Source organism: Bradyrhizobium sp. SPXBL-04 (assembly GCF_051853035.1).
Lineage (GTDB): Bacteria > Pseudomonadota > Alphaproteobacteria > Rhizobiales > Xanthobacteraceae > Bradyrhizobium > Bradyrhizobium zhanjiangense.
This window is the reverse complement of record NZ_CP182472.1, coordinates 7,272,711-7,292,455: the sequence shown is the minus strand read 5'-3', so window position 1 is coordinate 7,292,455 and position 19,745 is coordinate 7,272,711. Positions and strand designations below refer to the sequence as shown.

Here is a 19,745-nt window from a genome sequence, read left to right as displayed (position 1 = left end):
GTCCGTTCGAACTGAAGTCCAGGAGTGCCCCATGTCCCCGCCGCTCAACCGTATAAACAGCGATGAACGCCTGCCGGCACAGGCGGATGTCGTCGTCATCGGCGGCGGCGTGATCGGCGTGTCTGCGGCCTATCATCTGGCGAAGAAGGGCCTTTCCGTCGCGCTGGTCGAGAAGGGGCATGTCGGCGGCGAACAGTCGAGCCGCAATTGGGGCTGGTGCCGCCAACAGGGCCGCGCGCGCGAGGAGATTCCGCTGGCACGTGAGGCGCTGCGGCTGTGGGAGGACATGCAGAACGACGCCGGCGTCGATGCCGGCTTCCGCCGCACCGGCGTGCTGTTCCTGACCAAGAGCAAGGACGAGCTTGCGAGCTGGGAACGTTGGGCCGCGGTCGCGCGCGAGCAGCAGGTCCACTCCACCATCCTGACGCCGGCCGAGATCGCCGAACGCATGCCTGGCAATGCCGACAAATGGGTCGGCGGCCTGCACACGCCGAGCGACGGCCGCGCCGAGCCGTCGATGGCCGTGCCCGCGCTCGCCACTGCCGCGCGAAAGCACGGCGTCACCATCCATCAGGGCTGCGCCGCGCGCGGACTGGAGACTCTGGGAGGACGGGTCAGCGCCGTCGTCACCGAGAGGGGCACCATTCGCACGCAATCCGTGCTGCTGTCGGGCGGTGCCTGGTCGTCGCTGTTCTGCCGCCGTCACGGCATCGAGCTGCCGATCGGTCTCGTTAACGCCACGGCATGCCGGACCACCCCTGGACCGGAGATCACCTCCGGCGCGCTCGGCACCGATTTCTACTGCATCCGCCGCCGTCTCGACGGCGGCTTTACGCTGGCGCTGCGCAACCGCGGCACGGTCGAGCTGTCACCCGACCTGTTCCGCTACGCCCGCACCTTCTGGCCGACCTATCAGCATCGCAAGAACGGGCTGAAATTGTCGTTCGGCAAGTCGTTCTTCGACCAGATCGTACGCGGCACCAGCTGGAGCTTTGATAAGCCGTCGCCGTTCGAAGCCGAACGCGTGCGCGATCCGGCCCCCGACATGTCGCTGGTCAATGCGGCGCTGGCGTCGCTGATCCGTTCGAATCCGGAATTGAAGGACATCGAGATCGCGGAAGCCTGGGGCGGCACCATCGACTGCACGCCTGATACCATCCCCGTGATCTCGCCGGTTGATGCCTTGCCCGGCTTCTTCCTCGCCACCGGCTTCTCCGGTCACGGCTTCGGCATTGGTCCCGCGGCCGGCAAGCTCGCCGCCGATATCGTGACCGGCTCGACACCACTGGTCGACCCGGTGGCTTACAGCCACAAGCGCATGATCGACGGCCGGCGGCTCGCGCCGGTCAGCCCGTTTTGAGGCGGCATGACGGTTCTCTACAAGGCCAATATGGTTCGCGGCGCCGAGTGGGCGCGCTTCTTTGCGGAGCGCGCGCCGCATCTGCCGTTCCGGCTCTGGCCCGACATCGGCAATCCCGCTGATATCAGGTATCTGGTGGCGTGGGTGCCGCCGGAGGATATCGCCACGACGTTCCCGAATCTCGAACTGGTTTTCTCGGTCGGCGCGGGTGTCGATCAATTCGACGCCACAAAGCTTCCCGCGCATATTCCTCTCGTCCGCATGCTGGAGCCCGGCATCGCCGAGACCATGGTGGAATACGTCACCATGGCCGTGCTCGGCCTTCATCGTGATCTCCTCCACTTCATCAATCAGCAGAAGGAGCAGGTCTGGCGCGAGATCCGGATCACGCCGGCGAAGCGGCGGCGCGTCGGCGTGATGGGGCTCGGCCAGCTTGGCCAGGCCGTGCTCGATCGGCTCAAGGTGTTCGGCTTCCCGCTGCTCGGCTGGAATCGCTCGCCGCGCGAGATCGAGGGCGTAACCTGCTTTGCGGGCGCGGGCTCGCTGCCGGACTTTCTGTCGCAGACTGACATCCTCGTCTGCCTTCTGCCGCTGACCGACGAGACCCGCTGTATCTTGAACGCGGACCTGTTCGCGCGCCTGCCGCGCGGTGCCTCTCTCGTCAATGTCGGCCGTGGCGCGCACCTCGTCGAAGCCGATTTCCTCGCCGCGCTCGACAGCGGCGCGCTCTCGGGCGCCGTTCTCGACGTCGCCGAGCCCGAGCCGCTGCCCGCGGGCCATCCTTTCTGGAGCCATCCGCGCATCCTGCTGACGCCGCACAATGCCAGCATGACCACGCCGGACACGGCCGTCGATTTCGTGCTCGACGTCATCGCACGCCACCGCCGCGGCGAAGATCTGCCGGGACTCGTTGACCGTAGCCGCGGCTATTGAGGTTGAGATGGTGATGGGAACATCAGCGCAGCCACGAGCTCAGTTCACCTCTCCCGCTTGCGGGAGAGGTCGGCGCGAAGCGCCGGGTGAGGGGTCTCTCCTCTTGGGGGTCTTTCATTGTGGAAGCACCCTCTCCCCAGCCCTCCCCCGCAAGCGGGGGAGGGAGCGCCCCTTCCTTGCGGCACGATCCAGTCTCATCTCGCAAAGCTCCTGGTGCTTCGCATGAGCACCGCAAACGCACCTGATCAACTCGTTGCCGAAGCGCAGGCGCCGGTGCTGTCGGTTGCCGGCCTCACCACGTCCTTCCTGCTCGAGCGGCAGTGGATCCCCGTCGTCCGCAACGTGTCGTTCGACATCGCCCCCAAGGAAACCGTCGCGATCGTCGGCGAGTCCGGTTCGGGCAAGAGCGTCACCGCGCTCTCGATCATGCGGCTCATTCCGCAGGAGATTGGTCGCGTCGAGGGCCGCATCATGCTCGCCGGCCGCGATCTCCTCGCGCTGCCCGAAGCGGGCATGAAGGACATTCGCGGCAACGACGTCGCGATGATCTTCCAGGAGCCGATGACGAGCCTCAATCCGGTGCTCACCATCGGCTTCCAGATCGCCGAGGCCTTGATCCAGCATCGCGGCCTGTCGCGCGCGGCGGCGGAGGCCGAGACCATCCGCCTGCTCGATCGCGTCCGCATTCCCGCGGCGACATCGCGCTTCCACGAGCATCCGCATCGCTTCTCCGGCGGCATGCGCCAGCGCGTGATGATCGCGATGGCGCTGGCCTGCAAGCCGAAGCTCCTGATCGCGGACGAGCCGACCACCGCGCTCGACGTCACCATCCAGGCCCAGATCCTGGAACTGCTGAAGGAGCTTCAGCAGGAGGAGGGGATGTCGATCCTCTTCATCACCCACGACATGGGCGTGGTCGCCGAGATCGCTGATCGTACCGTGGTGATGTATGGCGGGCAGGCGGTCGAAACCGACGCGACGTCGCGCATCTTCGCCGCTCCGTCGCATCCCTACACCCGCGCACTGCTCGCCGCCGTGCCGCGCCTCGGCTCGATGGACGGACGTGAGCGGCCGATGCGTTTTCCCATCGTCGACAAGGTCACGGGCACCTCGGATCAGCCGATGGAGACGCCCGACACGGTCTCGACCGCCGAGCGTCCGTTGCTCGAAGTCGCCAATCTCATCACGCGCTTTCCGATCCGCTCGGGCCTGTTCGGAAAGGTCTCGGGCCGTGTCCACGCGGTCGAGAACATCTCCTTCACCTTGCGCGCCGGCGAGACGCTGGCGCTGGTCGGCGAATCCGGTTGCGGCAAGTCGACGACAGGCCGCTCGATTCTCAGGCTGCTCGAGCCGGACAGTGGCACCGTCCTGATCGACGGCCAGGACGTGCTCGCCATGAACGGCCGAGCTTTACGCGATTTCCGCAAGCACATGCAGATCGTGTTCCAGGATCCGTTCGCGAGCCTCAATCCGCGCATGTCGGTGGGAACGGCGATCGCGGCTCCATTGCTCGCCAACGGGCTCGCGTCGGCGTCGCAGGCGCGCGACAAGGTCGCCGATCTGCTCGTGCGCGTCGGCCTGACTGCCGACATGGCCGCGCGCTTCCCGCATGAATTCTCCGGCGGCCAGCGCCAGCGCATCTGCATCGCGCGTGCGCTTGCGCTGGGGCCGAAGCTGATCGTCGCGGACGAGGCGGTCTCGGCGCTCGACGTCTCGGTCAAGGCGCAGGTCGTGAACCTGATGCTCGACCTTCAGGCCAGCATGGGCCTTGCCTATCTCTTCATTTCCCACGACATCGCGGTGGTCGAGCGCATGAGCCACCGCGTCGCGGTGATGTATCTCGGCGAGATCGTCGAGATCGGTCCGCGCGCGGCAGTGTTCGGCAATCCGCAGCATCCCTACACGAAGAAGCTGATGGCTGCCGTGCCGGTGCCCGATCCATCGCGCCGCGGCACCAGGCGCGAGGCTTCCAACGACGAGATCAGAAGCCCGGTGCGCGCGCCGGACTACCAGCCGCCTCGCCGGCAATATCGCGAATTGTCGCCTGGCCACGTCGTCCAGGTCTGGGGCGAGGAATGGTTGGCCTGATCGAGGGCACCTTTCAGCTCCTGCTCCTGCTGCCGAGTGCGCGACGATACAGGCTCCTGAAATCGTGACTGGATGGAGCGACAGGGAACTGCGGCATGTGAACCGTCTCATATTCCATCAGTTTCTTTTCGAGCTATTACTCCCGCAAGAAATTGCCACACCCGGAGCTAACTGACAGACACGGGTGAGATGCAATGCCTGCGAAGCCGGATGCTCGCAGCTTTGGATTGGCTCTCGTCTTGGTCACGAGCAAGCCAGTCCCAACACTCAGCACAGATCTTTTCAAAAATTGGAATCAGGGCATCGCGAAACGTGTTTACGCAGCTTCTGTTCGGGGTCGGCCGGTAGGCTGCTACTTACCAAGGAGCCCCCAATGAAGATCAGCAACGAAGTTTCCAGTGCATTTTCGCCGACAAGACACGCCGGCAATTATCGGATCGCCCGTTCGAGCCTTATCAAGGCGGCCCATCTTCTTGAAAGAATTGGGCTCGCAGCCGTTGGGGCCACTTGCGGCCTCTATGTGGGGGCGACCGTGTTACGTCAGAAAGGCGGACTGTTTGAAAGCGGCTGGATCGTGCTGCTCATGATGATCTACGGAGCTGTCAGCTTCTATATTGGAATTGATTTGTCTCGTACGTTCGCTCGGAAGTCGATTTCGAGCACCTCGGAGCAATACAATGGGTCCGAGGCGGTTGAGATCATGAGTGCGGCCGGGACGTTCAGCGCGGCGATTGCAGCAGCTCTGTCCGTCAGCATCCTTGTCCTTGATCAAAGCCTTCCCGATGGCCTGATTGTCTTTGTTGCGGCCTGTTGGATCGTCGGTTCTTCGCTTCAAGTTGCGGCAGGAGCGATGGCGCGCAGCTACGAAGTGACCATGGACAAGGAGTGAAGACGACTGTCCTCACGGAAAAAGCGCATGCCGGGCATCTTGGCGTGGGCAAAAGCCCGGGTGCCGGATTCGGCTTCAGATCTGAAGGAGTCATTGACGATCGCAACCTCTGTCGTTCGACGCTACGTGCAGACGATTTTTAGTAGCGCAGACGTTCGCATCGAACTTTCCTGCTTGGACGCGTATCGGTCCTGCGCAACCTAAGTTGTCGCGCAACAAACAAGACATGCCATCATGGTGGCGTTGGGATATTGTCCCTGCGTGCCGTGGTCCAAAATTCTGCTAACCGCCAAACCACACGATAGGTGGAGCCAATGCAGATTGCGGAGTGGCTCGAGAAGCTGGGGCTTGGGCAATACGCAGAGCGTTTTGTCCAAAATGGGATCGACATGGGTGTCCTTCCCGAACTGATGGATGACGATTTCGAGAAGCTCGGAGTGCTGCTCGGCCATCGCCGCAAAATGCTCCGTGCTATTGCCGACCTCGATCCAGCCGCGCTGATCGCATCGCCCGCTCCTCCTCAAGACGCCGAGCGGCGTCATCTCACCGTTATGTTTTGCGATCTGGTCGGTTCGACTGCGCTCTCGGCGCGGCTCGATCCCGAGGATATGTGGGAAGTGATCCGCGCCTACCGCGCCGCCTGCGCGAGCGTCATTGCTGCTTACGACGGCAGGATAGCCAGGTTCGTTGGTGACGGAATACTCGTCTATTTCGGCTATCCTCGCGCCCACGAGGATGATGCGGAGCGGGCAGTGCGAGCGGGCCTCGACATCATCTCTGCGGTCGGGCAACTCAAGACAGGCGCGGACGAACGGGTCGAACTGCGGATCGCAATCGCGACCGGACTTGTGGTGGTCGGCGACCTCGTCAGCGGAGATGCGTCAGAGGAGCACGGAACGATCGGCGATACACCGAACCTCGCTGCCCGGCTCCAGAGCCTGGCGGAGCCGGGAGCGGTCGTCGTTGCCTCGTCGACGCGCCGGCTGCTGGGCGATCTCTTCGCGCTTCGTAATCTCGGCCGCCGCGAGGTCAAGGGGATAGCCGAACCCATTGCGGTCTGGGCGGTCGAGGGAACGACCGCATCGGAGAGTCGCTTCGAGGCGGTTCGTGCTGCGCGCTCGATCGGCTTTGTCGGCCGCAAGCAGGAGATCGAATTCGCGCTCTCACGCCAGCAACTGGCATGGCAGGGCCGAGGCCAGATGGTCCTGATTTCGGGCGAAGCGGGCATCGGCAAGTCGCGCATGGTCGCAACGCTGTCGGAAAGCCCCGCGTTGGGGACGCACCGCCGGGTGCGATATCAGTGTTCGCCCTACCACACCAACAGTGCGCTTCATCCCTTTGTCGCGCAGCTCGAGCGCGCCGCCGGCATCCGCTCGGATGACACGCCCGGGCAAAAGCTCGACAAGCTCGAGGCTATGCTGGCGCTTGGAACGCAGCAGGTCGCCCGAGCGACACCGCTGATTGCGGCTCTCCTTTCGATTCCAACCGGCGACCATTGTCCGCCGCTTGGTTTGAGCCCGGCGCAGCAGCGGCGACAGACATTTGCCGCCCTGCTCGATCAGCTCGAGGGGCTGGCGCGCGAGCAACCGCTGTTGATCATCTGCGAGGATATGCACTGGGCCGATGCCACGACACTTGAACTGCTCGATCTTGCGGTTGATCGGATCAGGGGACTGCCGATACTCGTGCTCACGACATCCCGGCCAGAGTTCGAGCCCTCATGGTCGGGCCTTGCCAACGTCAGTCTGTTGCGGCTCGACCGACTAGACCCGCAGGACACGCGTGCGCTGGTCGAGCAGGTGACCGTCGGCCGCCAGCTGCCACGGGAGATGATGAAGCAGATCATCGACAAGACGGATGGCGTCCCGCTGTTTGTCGAGGAACTCACCAAGATGGTGCTGGAATCCGGATTGCTCGTCGAAGACGCCGGGCGTTATCGCCTCGATAGTCCGCTCCCGCCGCTCGCTATTCCCGCGACGCTGCAGGATTCGCTGATGGCGCGGCTCGACCGGCTGGCTCCAGTCAAGGAGGTGGCGCAAATCGGCGCCGCGATCGGCCGCGACTTTTCATATGCGCTGCTGAGATATGTGGCAGGACGCGATGATCTGACGCTGACCGCCGCGCTAGCGCAGCTCGAAGAGGCGGAACTGCTGGTGCGTCACGGGGCTCCGCCCGAAGCAAACTACAGCTTCAGGCACGCTCTCGTTCAGGAAGCAGCCTATGAGGGCCTGCTCAGGAGCAAACGGCAGCTGCTTCACAAGCGCATCGGTGATGTCCTGCGCGAGAAGTTTCCGATCGTGGCCGAGACTGAGCCGGAAGTTCTGGCGCATCACTTCACCGAGGCGGGGCTGAGCGAGGTCGCGCTCGAATGGTGGCGCAAGGCGGGCCAGCAGGCGCTAAAACGCTCGGCCTATTCCGAGGCGATCGCGCATCTCGGCAAGGCGGTTGCGACGGCCGATCAACTGCCCGATGAGCCCCGCCGGATGATGAGCAGGCTGCATCTTCAAATCGCATATGGCCGTGCATTGCGGGGCAGCCTCGGGCACAGCGCCCCCGAAACGGTCGCCGCATGGACGCGCGCCCGACAGTTCGCTGCCGACATCAATGATCCCGTTGAACTTGCGCCGGTCCATTCGGGCCTCTTCAATGCTTGCCTGACACACGGCGAGCTCGCTCCGATGCGGGAGCTGGCGGATGCCATCATGAGCGCCGCTGAACGACGGCCGAACTCACCGGTGGCCGCCATCGTTGCCCATTGGACGGGCGGGGTTACCTGCTGGTTCGGCGGTGATTACTTGAATGCGCGGGGGCATCTCGAGCAAGCACTGGATATCTATGGTGCCGAGCCGGATCCGGCGATGTTCAGGGCTTCGGCGCTGGATCTTCCGTTCGTGATCATGAGGTTTCTTGCCTTGGTACTCTGGCCGCTGGGCAGCATCGGCCGCGCACGCCAGCTCGCCGCCGAAGCGGTGCGCGCTTCCGGAGAACAACGGGCGCTTTCCCAGGCCAATGCGCTTGTTCATCGCGCTGTGTTCGACGGACTGTGCGGGGGCTTGTTGCAGCAAACAGAGACAATCCTGGCGCTCGGTCTCGCGCGCGACCACACGATGCCGCTCTACGTGGCCGCCGGCACCTACCTGAATGGGCTGGCCAAGTGGCGTGCTGGCGAGCGAATGGCCGGATTGGCAGAAATGCGCCGCGGCTGGACCTTGCTGCACGAGAATGACTGTTACCTCTGTGAACCGTTTTGGGGAATGCACGTCGCCATGGCGGACGCAGAGGTGGGCCAAGTCGAAACCGGGCTCGAAATCTTGAGTGAGCTGATTGCGTGGGCGGAACAATCCGGTCAGCGTTGGCTCGATGCCGAGCTGCACCGCGTCCACGGCGAGCTTTTGTTGCGCCGTGACCCTCCCGACGATTCCGGTGCCGAGAATGCCCTCAGGCGAGCGCTGGACATCGCACGAAGCCAGCAGGCGAAGACTTTCGAGCTGCGCAGCGCCCTTGGACTTGCGCGTCTGCACAAGAGGAATGGTCGAGCGGGCGCGGCATCCGAACTGCTCGTTCCTGTGCTCGCCGAATTCGATGTGGAGCGAAATCTTCCCGAAATCACAGAAGCGAAAGAGCTGCTCAAGCAAGAGCATTAGAGCACGTGCCGTTACCCCGGCTGGCGCCTTGGGGGCCAGGCAATGATGGTCATGAATTGACGTGCACGAAATCCCGCAGCAGCGGATAAATCTCGTTGTTCCAGCGCTTGCCCGAGAACACGCCGTAATGGCCGACGCCGGCCTGCATGTGATGGACGCGGCGATAGGCGCGCACGCCCGTGCAGAGGTCCTGTGCGGCGAGGGTCTGGCCGATCGAGCAGATGTCGTCCTTCTCGCCCTCGACCGTCATCAGCCCCATGCGGCTGACGGCCTTGGTGTTCACCGGGCGTCCCCGATGCATCAGCCGACCCTGCGGCAACAGGTGCTCCTGGAACACGTCGCGCACGGTCTCGATGTAGAACTCCGCGGGAAGGTCCATCACCGCGAAATATTCGTCGTAGAAGGTCTTGATGCTGGCGGCCTTGTCCTTCTCGCCCTTGGCGATGTGGTTGGCGAGGTCGAGATGCTGCTTGATGTGGCGCTCGAGATTCATCGAGACGAAGGCGGTGAGCTGCACGAAGCCGGGATAGACTTTGCGCAAGGCGCCGCGGCACTGCATCGGCACGTAATTGATTAGGTTGCGCTCGAACCATTCGATCGGTTTGCTCTTGGCGAAGTCGTTGACCTTGGTCGGCTGGATGCGGGTGTCGATCGGCCCGGCCATCAGCGTCAGCGTCGCCGGCCGCGAGGGGTGGTTGTCCTCGCACATGATCGCGGCGGCCGCGAGCGCGGAGACCGATGGCTGGCAGATCGCCACCACGTGCGGGCGCGGGCCGAGCTGTCCGAGGAAATCGATGAGATGCTCGGTGTAGTCGTCGAGCCCGAAGCGGCCCTCGCTGCGGGGAATGTCCCGCGGATTGTGCCAGTCGGTGATGTAGACGTCGTGATCCTGGAGCAGCGTCTTCACGGTGCCGCGCAACAGCGTGGCGAAATGGCCCGACATCGGCGCCACCAGCAGCATGCGCGGCTGCTCGCCCACGCCGTCCTTGCGAAAGTGCAGCAGCGAGCCAAACGGCGTCGCGTAGGCGATCTCCTCGGTGACGCCGATTTCGCGATTGCCCACCATCACGCTGTCGATGCCGTAGGCGGGACGATCATAGGTGAGGGTGGAGCGCGAGATCAGCTCAAGCGCTGCCGAGAGCCGGCCGACCACCTGATGCGAGACGCCCTGCGGTACCAGGTTGAGGAATTTGAGCGCGGACGAGGCCCCCGCCCGCCATGGCGCGGTCAGGTCCATATGGTTCTGGAAGGCCTGATAATACATCGACATCATACTGAAACGCCCACTTGTCCCCGGCGATTATGCAATATCGAAGCCAGACGGGAGCGGACCGCCCTCGAAACTGGCACATCGCTTGCTCCTCATCTTGCGGGAAGCACAGCTCATGGGCACGCCCGCGGGGCGAGCGGGTGTCGAGATCAGGCGCAGGGAAGGGCCAAATGGTGAAGGCGACACTGACCATCAGCAGCAAGAACTACTCGTCCTGGTCGCTGCGTGGCTGGCTGCTGACGAAATTTTCCGGGCTCGATTTCGAGGAGATCGTCACAGCGCCGGATGATCCCTCGGCGCGCGCCGAAATCCTCTTGCTGTCGTCCTCGATCCTGGTGCCGTGCCTGCGGCACGAGGGCGCCGTGGTCTGGGATACGCTGGCGATTGCCGAATATCTCAACGAGGTGATGCCGGACGCCGGACTGTTGCCTGATGACCGCATCCAGCGCGCGCATTGCCGCTCGATCTCGGGCGAAATCCATTCCGGCTTCACCACGCTGCGCGCCTCGCTGCCGGTCAACCTGAAGGGACACTTTCCCGGCTTCAAGATCTGGTCGCGCGCGCAGGCCGACATTGACCGTGTCTGGTTGATCTGGCGCGACTGCCTGGAGAAATCGGGCGGCCCGTTCCTGTTCGGCGAGCGGCGCACCATGGCGGATGCAATGTACGCCCCGGTGGTGACGCGCTTCGTCACCTATGACGTCAAACTCGCGCCGCCGCTGATGGCCTATGCCGACACCATCATGGCCATGCCCGAGATGCAGGAATGGATCGCGGCGGCGCGGGAAGAGCCGGCCGAGATCGAGGAGCTCGAGGTCGAATATTAGGCAGGTCTCGCGCTGTCCTGCCCGTTTCGACGGCTGGAGCCGTCGCCCGGCAGGCACATGGTGTGCCCCCGGCATGCCCTTGATGCGGTTAACTTTTGCCGCCAATACGCGGTCCAAATCCAATCCTGCGCTGCGCAGATATTGTGCGCGCGGGCGGCCGGCTGGCGACATCTAGCCGTGAACAGATGCGTACGAAGCCCTACGGCCGATTCGGACGTGATTTGTTCGGGCCGCGTTCCGAAGGTTAAAGCGGAAGCGCGGCTCCGTCGCATTTTGAAACACAGATCGCCGTCAGGCGGCGCCGCGCTGCTTCACGCGCGGCAGACGCCAGCCGATGACGGTCGCTTCGACCGCGATGCCGGCCTCGTGGTTGCGCCAGCGTCCCTCCACATAACGGCAGGCGAACGGCAGCTGATACGTTCCGCTGTGGTCCTCGCACAACACTTCGACCGCAAGGCCGGGTGGTGGTTCTCCGGTGCCATCGAATTCCGCCAGACGTCTATCCCGCGTTGCCATTCCAAAAATCTCCCCTAAACAAAGCCGCGGAAAGAACGCCCACTTCTTTCCGCGTGCCGATCATCGTTCCCCGTCCCAGGGAACAGGCGCAAGCTCACGCGAGAATGCGGTACGAGTGTGGTAGCCTCACGCGCTTGCGCGCAAAAAGCGCACATTGATGTGATCGATTGACGAGGAACCTTTCATGCTGATCCGAAGCGCCGGCGTCTGTTTCGCAATGTTGCTGCTCGCAGCGCTGGCGCCGCTGTCGCTCCGCGCGCAGGACGTGCCCGGCATTGAGATCTGCACCGTCGAGAAGACCATGGAGCGGCGCACGAGCTGCCTCCAGAGCAATGTCGACTTCCTGCAGAAGACTATCACCAAGCTCACGCTCGATCATCAGCAGAAGCTGGATGCGGCCAATCGCCAGATCGACGCGCTGAAGACGAGTCTCGCCAGCTTGCAAAAGACGCTCGCCGATCTCCAGGCCGCCCAAGTGAAGACGGCCGACGATGCGAAGAAGAAGCAGGACGCGCCGGCGGCGGCGAAGGACGCTGCGAAATAAGCGCGGCGATCACGCGACGCGATATCGCTCCATCACGCCGCGATCGGGCTCGTAGCCAAGTCCAGGGCCATTCGGTACCGCGACATGGCCGGTCGCATCGACATTGGCGCGGCCGCCCCAGAGGCAGGCCTCGCGTTTCAAATAGAACATCTCGACGAGCCCGTCCTCGTGCAGTGCCAACAGATGCAGCGTCGCCAGCAGGCCCGGACCGAAATAGGGAGAGTGCGGGACGATCTTGACGCTGAGCTGATCGGCCAGCGCCGCGACCTTCAGGAACTCCGTGATGCCGCCGACCTTGATCACTGAGGGCTGGGCATGGCTCACCGCGCCCGCATTCATCATCTGGCGGAATTGATACTCCGTGCAGGCATTCTCGCCGGCGGCAATGTCGAGCCCGCCCTTGCTGCGGACGTCGGCGAGCGCAGCAAAATCCTCCGGCGGCCAGACCGGCTCCTCCAGGAACATCGGTTTCGCGTCCGCACATGCCTTCGCAAACGCGATCGCCTGATCGGCGGTGAGAGGACAGTTCATGTCGACCATCAGCGGAATGGTTGGCCCGATCGCCTCGCGTGCAGCGAATACCGCAGGTGTCGTGGTCTCGTGCAGCTTGATGGCGCCATAGCCGAGCGCGAGCGCCTTCCTGCATTCGGCGGCGATGTTGTCGGGCGAGCCGATCCGCAGCAGGCTCGCGTAAGCGGGAATGGCTGTGCGCCTGGTCTCGCCGAGCAGGCGATGCACGGGCACGCCCTCCACCTTGGCGGCAAGGTCCCACAGCGCGATGTCGAGTCCAGAGATCGCGAACATGGTGATGCCGTAGCGGCCGAACAGATGCAGATTGCGCTGGATCTGCTCCATGACCCCTGGGATGCCGGCCGCATCAGGTACCTTCAGCCCACGCGCCTGCGGCGCGATCATTTCCTCGACGGCGCTGCGCGTGGTGCGGGGGCAGACATAGGCGAAGGCATCGCCCCAGCCGGTCAGCCCGGCATCGGTCGTGACCTCGACCAGCACCATGTCGAGCGCGGTAATTGCGGAAGCGCCCTGGCGAAAGCTGGCGACACCGGCGTCATAGGGGATGCGGATATGGTGCGCCCGCACATCTGTAATTTCCATGACGCGGTTCCTCCGTGCTTTCTGGTGAGCGGTTTCAGCGACCCCGGGAGTGTAGCCACGGATGCCCGGATGTTGCCAGTAGCCGTTGCCCGGCTATCCTCATGCCAGGACCGCAATGCCGATCAAGCGGGCCGGCGGCATTGCTGCGCATCATGACCGCGCTTCGAACGAGGACGACCACCGTGAACCCAGCCCAGCGCGCGCTCTGGTATATCGAGAGCCATCTGGCCGAGCCGATGACGCTCGACGAGATCGCAGCGATCTCAGGCGTGTCGCGGTTCCACATCGTGCGTGCGTTTGCCGCAGCCACCGGTCTTCCGGTGATGCGCTACGTGCGCGCGCGGCGGCTGACGGAAGCCGCGCGCAGTCTTGCGAACGGTGCGCCTGACATCCTGTCACTGGCGCTGGAGGCGGATTACGGCTCGCACGAAGCATTCACCCGCGCGTTCCGCGACCAGTTCGGCACCACGCCCGAAGCAGTGCGGGCCGCGACATGCGCCAGCCACCTCAAGCTTCAGGAGCCGATCCTCATGGACTCCACCATGCTCGACCATCTTGCCCCGCCGCGTTTCGAAACCGCAAAGGCCTTCCTGGTCGCCGGTCCCGCCGAGCGCATCTCCTGCGACAATGGCGCCATGATCCCCGGTCTATGGCACCGCTTTCACCAGGAGGTCGCCGACATTCCCGCGCGCGTCGGTAACGTCGCCTACGGCGTTTGCTGCAATGGCGATGATGCCGGCAATTTCGACTACATCGCCGGCGTCGAGGTCGCCGATTTCTCGGACCTGCCGCGTCGCTTCGGCCGCATCCGCATCCCCGAGCAGCGCTACGCCGTCTTTACCCACACCGATCACGTCGCCTCGATCCGCCGCACGGTCAACACGATCTGGAATCAGTGGCTGCCGGCCTCCGGCCTCAAAGCCGCGGACGCACCGAACTTCGAGCGCTATGACAAGAAGTTCGATCCAGCAACCGGAAATGGCGGCTTCGAGATCTGGATGCCGGTGAGGGAGTAGGGGGCTTCCGCAACGCTGGCATACCGTCCCGCTTGCTTGGCAAGCCCCGGCGACTTTGTCATAACCGCAGGCAAATCTTGCGTGTGGGCCCGTGCCGGACATCCCGTGCAAGTCATAACAAGCAGCCGGGAGGGTCCCAACATGTCCAACGTCCGCGTTCTCGCCACCGACCTCGAATTTCCAGAAGGGCCGGTCGTGATGCCGGACGGTTCGGTCGTGCTGGTGGAGATCCGCGGCCAGCGCCTGACCCGCGTTCATCCCGACGGCCGCAAGGAGATCGTCGCGAAGGTGCCGGGTGGCCCCAATGGGGCCGCGCTCGGGCCCGACGGCAAGATCCACATCTGCAACAATGGCGGCTTCTCCTGGCTTCCGGCCGGCAAGATGATCATGCCGGGCCCGCAACCGGACGATTACCGCGGCGGCTCGATCCAGCGCGTCGATCTGCAATCCGGCAAGGTCGAGACCGTCGTGACCAGATGCGGCGAGCACGATCTGCGCGGCCCCAATGATCTGGTGTTCGACAAGCAGGGCGGCCTCTGGTTCTCCGACCTCGGCAAACGCCGCGCGCGCGAAATGGACGTTGGCGGCATCTACTATCTCAAGCCCGGCATGACCGAGATCGTCGAAATCGTGCATGGTGTGCTGCCCGCGAACGGCATCGGGCTCTCGCCGGACGAGAACACGGTCTACATCGCGGAGACCCCGACGGGACGGCTCTGGGCCTACGAGCTCTCGGCTCCGGGCACGCTGAAGCCGCGCGAGGTGATCTATCGCGGCGAGCGGGGCAAGCCGATCTGCGGCCTCGGCGGCTACCAGATGTTCGACTCGCTCGCGGTGGAGGCCAACGGCAATGTCTGCGTCGCCACCCTCGTCTCCGGCTGCATCTCGGTGATCGCGCCCGACGGCACGCTGGTGGAACAGGTGCCGACCGGCGACCGCGTCACCACCAACATCGCCTTCGGCGGCCCCGAGCTGAAGACCGCCTACATCACCCTGTCAGGCAAGGGCGAGCTGATCGCCATGGACTGGCCGCGCAGCGGTTTGCCGTTGAATTTCTTGAACAAGTGAGACAAGCCGTCATTGCGAGGAGCCCGCGATAAAATTGCGAAGCAATTTTGCCCTGGCGACGAAGCAATCCAGGCTGCCTCCGCCGTAAGACTCTGGATTGCTTCGCTTCGCTCGCAATGACGCAAGGAGAGACTTTCAATGCCCTGGCCCGACCCCATCACCCTGCGCGGACAGCACGCCCGTCTCGAGCCGCTGTCGCATCAGCATCGGGAGGGGCTGGTCGAGGCCGTCAAGGACGGCGAGCTGTCAAAACTCTGGTACACGGCGATCCCACTGCCGGAGAACATGGGCAAGGAGATCGACCGCCGCCTCGGCCTTCAGGCCGCAGGCTCGATGCTGCCGTTCACCGTGTTCGATGCCGCCGGCAGGATCGTCGGCATGACCACCTACATGAACATCGATGCCGCCAACCGCCGCGTCGAGATCGGCTCGACCTGGTACGGCAAGAGCGCGCAGCGCGGCCCGCTCAACACGCAGTGCAAGCTCCTGCTGCTGCGGCACGCCTTCGAAACCCTGAACTGCATCGCGGTCGAGTTCCGCACGCATTTCTTCAACCACCAGAGCCGCCGCGCCATCGAGCGTCTCGGCGCCAAGCAGGACGGCATCCTGCGCAGCCACCAGGTCGGGCCGAACGGCACGCTGCGCGACACCGTGGTCTACAGCATCACCGCCGCCGAATGGCCGACGGTACAGGCGCATCTCGAATTTCAACTCAACGACAAGCCGCGCTAGCTATAATGTGCTCCAGATTTGCTGTTTGCTCGGTCACCTCTCCCATGGGGAGAGGTGAAGAGCGCCCGTTTCCGGCACCGATTCAATTGAGACTCATTGCGCGCCAAGGACGCTGCCACCATGGACAAATTTGATTATGTGATCGTCGGCGCGGGTTCTGCCGGTTGCGTGCTCGCCAGCCGGCTCAGCGAAGACCCCGCGACCAGCGTCTGCGTGCTGGAGGCAGGCCCTTCCGACTGGCACCCCTACATCCACCTGCCGGCGGGCTTCATCAAGACCTTCCACATGAAGAGCATCAACTGGGCCTACCAGCAGGAGCCGGGGCCCTGGACCGGCGGCCGCAGCATCTATGCGCCGCGCGGCAAGACGCTCGGCGGCTCGTCCTCGATCAACGGCCACATCTACAATCGCGGCCAGCGCATGGATTTCGATACCTGGGCGCAGATGGGCAATCGCGGCTGGGGCTATGCCGACGTGCTGCCCTATTTCCGTCGGCTGGAGAAGCGCGTCGGCGAGGGCGAGGCGCTCTATCGCGGCCGCGAGGGCAGCCTCACCGTCACCACGATGGAGTGGCGCGATCCGCTCTGCGAGGCCTTCATGGAAGGCGCGGTCTCGCTCGGCATCCCCCGCAACCCCGATTACAACGGCAAGACCCAGGAAGGCGTCTCCTACTGCCAGCGCACCATCAACAACGGCCTGCGCGTCTCCGGCGCCACCGCCTTCCTCAGGCCCGCGATGAAGCGCCCCAACGTCCATGTGCACACCCACGCGCATGCGACCGAGATCATCTTCGAAGGCAAGCGCGCCGTCGGCGTGCGCTACATGAAGGGCGGCCGCGGCGGTCATCCCGTCGAGGTGCGCGCCAACAAGGAAGTGATCCTGTCTGGCGGCACCTATAATTCGCCGCAGCTCTTGCAGCTCTCCGGCATCGGCTCGCCCGATCTGTTGCAGGCCCATGGCATCCAAGTGCGCCACGCGCTGCCGGTCGGCGAAGGCCTGCAGGACCATTACGCGCCGCGCACGGTGGCGCGGGTGAAGGACATCAAGACCATCAACGAGCTTCGCCGCGGCTTCTCTCTGTGGATCGAGGCACTGAAATGGGCGACCGCGCGCCGCGGCCTGCTCTCGCTGTCGCCGACCATGGTCTATTGCTTCTGGCACTCCGGCGAGAGCGCGGAGAGTTCCGATCTCCAGCTCACCTTCACGCCGGCGAGCTACAAGGAAGGCGTGCAGGGCCAGCTCGAGGACGAGCCCGGCATGACGGTGGCCTCCTGGCAGCAGCGCCCGGAGAGCCGCGGTTATGTCCGCATCCGCTCCAATGATCCGTTCGCGCCGCCGATCATCCAGACCAACTATCTCGACGCCGAACTCGACCGCCGCGTCATCGTCGGCGGCATGAAGCTGGCGCGACGCCTTTTGAAGTCCGCGCCGCTGTCCCCCTATTACGCCTACGAGGATTTCCCCGGCCCGAACGTCAACACCGACGACGAATTCCTGCACGCCGCCACCCAGCGCGGCACCACCACCTTCCACCCCGGTTGCACCTGCCGGATGGGCCCGGCGGACAGCACCTGGGCGGTGGTCGACGACCAGCTCCGCGTCCACGGGTTGGAGGGCCTCCGCGTCATCGACGCCTCCGTCATGCCCCGCATGATCTCGGCGAACCTGAATGCGTCCACCATGATGATCGCCGACCGCGCCTCGGACCTGATCCGCGGCAAGCAGCCGATGGAAGCGGCAAGGATTCCGGAGACTGCGGTGGGCACAGCAGCGTAGGGTGGGTTAGCGGGCGGCTGCGCAAAGCGCAGTCCGCTGGCGTAACCCACCAGTGTGGAAACGAAAGAGGTGGGTTACGCTGACGCTAACCCACCCTACGAATTTTGCTGTGTCGCTCGTTCGTCAACCCCTCCGCATAAGAATATTCCACTTTACCGAAATTCGGAATTGCGGCATAAGTCGAAACAGCCCGGCCCCGAGGAAGAGGGGCGGTTCGCGAGGTCGTTCGAAACGCGGGCCGGGTTGCGGTGGACGCGGCAGCGTCGTGCACGAGATGTGCGGGTAGGGCGGATTGCTCTCCGTGAGCCCGAGGCTTTCGTGCGGACGAGCGGCGCTGTCAGGTTCGTCTCGCCAGCAAGTTTCCGGCTCCGTCGACAGGGTTGGAAAAACTGCGGCGCATAGCGAACCGTGCGTACGGCAAAACCGTGTGGTCCTGGCCGTCGTTGCTACGGTCAAGCCTTGGCGGATGCGGCATTGGCGTCAACCGGCGCGATGCCGGCGACTTTCGCTGGGGTGAGGGAGGCCAGAACGAACTCGGCTCCCGGGAGAGCGCGGCATAAGCCGTCCAACCACTGCGCAGGGAAGGCCGTGTGTTGGGCTTCACCTGTATGCCGCTGTGCAGTTTTTCTGCGTGTGCCTTCGCACAGCGGACCGTGGGTGCCAGCCGGCACCCGGCCTTCCCTGCGCCCTCTTTCTTTGGGGGCGATGGAGAGAGCAAAGCTCGGGCGAAATGCGCCGCGAGGATGCGAAGCCGTGTCTGCAACGCAGATGTGAAGTGGAGAACGGCGCCGTTGCCCCTTGCTCGGTCATTGCGAGCGCAGCGAAGCAATCCAGACTGTCTCAGCGGAAAGATTCTGGATTGCTTCGCTGCGCTCGCAACGACGATGTGGAGGCAGCAAGCGCTTATCTCTCCCCGTCACCCTGAGGTGGCCGCTTCTTCAGCGGCCCTCGAAGGGCGACGGCCCGGCTGCATCTCGGCCGTTCATCCTTCGAGGCTCCCGGCGCGATGCTGTGCATCGCGCCACTCGCACCTCAGGATGACGGGAGCAGCAGTTAGTTCAGACTTCCCTTCTGCTCAAGAACGCCAGCCGCTCGAACAAATGCACGTCCTGCTCGTTCTTGAGCAGCGCGCCGTGCAGGGGCGGGATCAGTTTGCGCGGGTCGCGTTCGCGCAGCTGCTCGACGCTCATGTCCTCGTTGAGCAGCAGCTTGAGCCAGTCGAGCAGCTCGGAGGTCGACGGCTTCTTCTTCAGGCCGGGCACCTCGCGCACCTCGAAGAAAATGCGCAAGGCTTCTTCGACGAGGCGCTTCTTGATGCCGGGGAAGTGGACGTCGACGATGCGGCCCATGGTGTCGGCGTCGGGGAACTTGATGTAGTGGAAGAAGCAGCGGCGCAGGAAAGCGTCCGGCAGCTCCTTCTCGTTGTTCGAGGTGATCATCATGATCGGGCGCTGCTTGGCCTTGATCGTCTCGCCGGTCTCGTAGACATGGAATTCCATGCGGTCGAGCTCGAGCAGCAGGTCGTTCGGGAATTCGATGTCGGCCTTGTCGATCTCGTCGATCAGCAGCACCGGGCGCTGCTCGCTGGTGAAGGCTTCCCAGAGCTTGCCGCGCTTGATGTAGTTCCTGATGTCGGACACGCGGGCGTCGCCGAGCTGGCTGTCACGCAGGCGCGACACCGCGTCGTATTCGTAGAGGCCCTGCTGCGCCTTGGTGGTGGACTTGATGTGCCAAGTCAAAAGCGGCGCGTTCAGCGCCTTCGCCACTTCCTCGGCCAGCACGGTCTTGCCGGTGCCGGGCTCGCCCTTGATGAGGAGCGGGCGCTCCAGCACGATCGAGGCATTGACGGCGACCTTGAGGTCCTCGGTCGCAACATAGTCGTTGGTGCCCGTAAATTTCATTGCGTGTCCTTGGGTATCGTCGGCGTGAGGCGCAGGCCCCGGTCGCGACAAGGAACGGCCGCGCGTGG

The 19,745-nt window shown here is 64.1% G+C and carries 15 protein-coding genes; 11 read left to right on the top strand and 4 right to left on the bottom strand.

Going from position 1 to position 19,745, the window contains the following annotated elements:
• Positions 1-31 precede the first annotated feature (31 nt).
• The 5 genes from ACNJX8_RS34835 to ACNJX8_RS34815 all read left to right on the top strand — a co-directional run bounded on the left by ACNJX8_RS34835 (position 32) and on the right by ACNJX8_RS34815 (position 8,914).
• Positions 32-1,360: an NAD(P)/FAD-dependent oxidoreductase gene (locus tag ACNJX8_RS34835; protein WP_439358376.1), complete on the top strand. Its 1,329-nt coding sequence runs from the start codon at positions 32-34 to the stop codon at positions 1,358-1,360.
• Positions 1,361-1,366: 6 nt separating this feature from the next.
• The gene (locus ACNJX8_RS34830; protein ID WP_439358375.1) at positions 1,367-2,293 is read left to right on the top strand and encodes a 2-hydroxyacid dehydrogenase; all 927 of its coding nucleotides are present in this window, start codon (positions 1,367-1,369) and stop codon (positions 2,291-2,293) included.
• Between the two features lie 222 nt (positions 2,294-2,515).
• A complete protein-coding gene (locus tag ACNJX8_RS34825; protein ID WP_439358374.1) occupies positions 2,516-4,381 on the top strand; it encodes an ABC transporter ATP-binding protein in 1,866 nt (621 codons plus the stop codon).
• Between the two features lie 373 nt (positions 4,382-4,754).
• A complete protein-coding gene (locus tag ACNJX8_RS34820) occupies positions 4,755-5,270 on the top strand; it encodes a hypothetical protein (RefSeq protein WP_128936115.1) in 516 nt (171 codons plus the stop codon).
• A gap of 314 nt (positions 5,271-5,584) precedes the next feature.
• Positions 5,585-8,914 (top strand): adenylate/guanylate cyclase domain-containing protein, encoded by a 3,330-nt coding sequence (locus ACNJX8_RS34815; protein ID WP_439358373.1) that lies wholly within the window; start codon positions 5,585-5,587, stop codon positions 8,912-8,914.
• 49 nt (positions 8,915-8,963) lie between these two features.
• Here the strand turns inward: ACNJX8_RS34815 and ACNJX8_RS34810 are convergent, their stop codons facing one another.
• Entirely contained in the window at positions 8,964-10,187 is a 1,224-nt protein-coding gene (locus ACNJX8_RS34810) for a polyhydroxyalkanoate depolymerase (RefSeq protein WP_439358372.1), read from the bottom strand.
• A 167-nt stretch (positions 10,188-10,354) separates the two neighbouring features.
• On the opposite strand from ACNJX8_RS34810, the gene ACNJX8_RS34805 reads away from it, so the two are divergent.
• Positions 10,355-11,011, top strand: a complete 657-nt coding sequence (locus ACNJX8_RS34805; protein WP_439358371.1) for a glutathione S-transferase family protein — start codon at positions 10,355-10,357, stop codon at positions 11,009-11,011.
• Positions 11,012-11,302: 291 nt separating this feature from the next.
• Here ACNJX8_RS34805 and ACNJX8_RS34800 read toward each other — a convergent pair whose 3' ends face one another.
• Positions 11,303-11,527, bottom strand: a complete 225-nt coding sequence (locus ACNJX8_RS34800; RefSeq protein WP_091879473.1) for a hypothetical protein — start codon at positions 11,525-11,527, stop codon at positions 11,303-11,305.
• A 184-nt stretch (positions 11,528-11,711) separates the two neighbouring features.
• Between ACNJX8_RS34800 and ACNJX8_RS34795 the strand changes: the two genes are divergently transcribed.
• A complete protein-coding gene (locus tag ACNJX8_RS34795) occupies positions 11,712-12,071 on the top strand; it encodes a hypothetical protein (RefSeq protein WP_439358370.1) in 360 nt (119 codons plus the stop codon).
• Between the two features lie 9 nt (positions 12,072-12,080).
• On the opposite strand, the gene ACNJX8_RS34790 is transcribed toward ACNJX8_RS34795, so the two are convergent.
• Entirely contained in the window at positions 12,081-13,184 is a 1,104-nt protein-coding gene (locus ACNJX8_RS34790) for a mandelate racemase/muconate lactonizing enzyme family protein (RefSeq protein WP_439358369.1), read from the bottom strand.
• A 182-nt stretch (positions 13,185-13,366) separates the two neighbouring features.
• On the opposite strand from ACNJX8_RS34790, the gene ACNJX8_RS34785 reads away from it, so the two are divergent.
• The 4 genes from ACNJX8_RS34785 (at position 13,367) to ACNJX8_RS34770 (ending at position 17,776) form a co-directional block, all read left to right on the top strand.
• A complete protein-coding gene (locus tag ACNJX8_RS34785) occupies positions 13,367-14,200 on the top strand; it encodes a GyrI-like domain-containing protein (protein WP_439358368.1) in 834 nt (277 codons plus the stop codon).
• A gap of 141 nt (positions 14,201-14,341) precedes the next feature.
• Complete coding sequence (locus tag ACNJX8_RS34780) at positions 14,342-15,268, top strand: SMP-30/gluconolactonase/LRE family protein (RefSeq protein WP_439358367.1); 927 nt, start codon at positions 14,342-14,344, stop codon at positions 15,266-15,268.
• Positions 15,269-15,406: 138 nt separating this feature from the next.
• Positions 15,407-16,000 (top strand): GNAT family N-acetyltransferase, encoded by a 594-nt coding sequence (locus ACNJX8_RS34775; protein WP_091879462.1) that lies wholly within the window; start codon positions 15,407-15,409, stop codon positions 15,998-16,000.
• Between the two features lie 120 nt (positions 16,001-16,120).
• On the top strand, positions 16,121-17,776 hold the full coding sequence (locus ACNJX8_RS34770) for a GMC family oxidoreductase (protein ID WP_439358366.1): 1,656 nt from the start codon (positions 16,121-16,123) through the stop codon (positions 17,774-17,776).
• A 1,058-nt stretch (positions 17,777-18,834) separates the two neighbouring features.
• Here ACNJX8_RS34770 and ACNJX8_RS34765 read toward each other — a convergent pair.
• The gene (locus tag ACNJX8_RS34765; RefSeq protein ID WP_439358365.1) at positions 18,835-19,677 is read right to left on the bottom strand and encodes an AAA family ATPase; all 843 of its coding nucleotides are present in this window, start codon (positions 19,675-19,677) and stop codon (positions 18,835-18,837) included.
• Positions 19,678-19,745 lie beyond the last annotated feature (68 nt).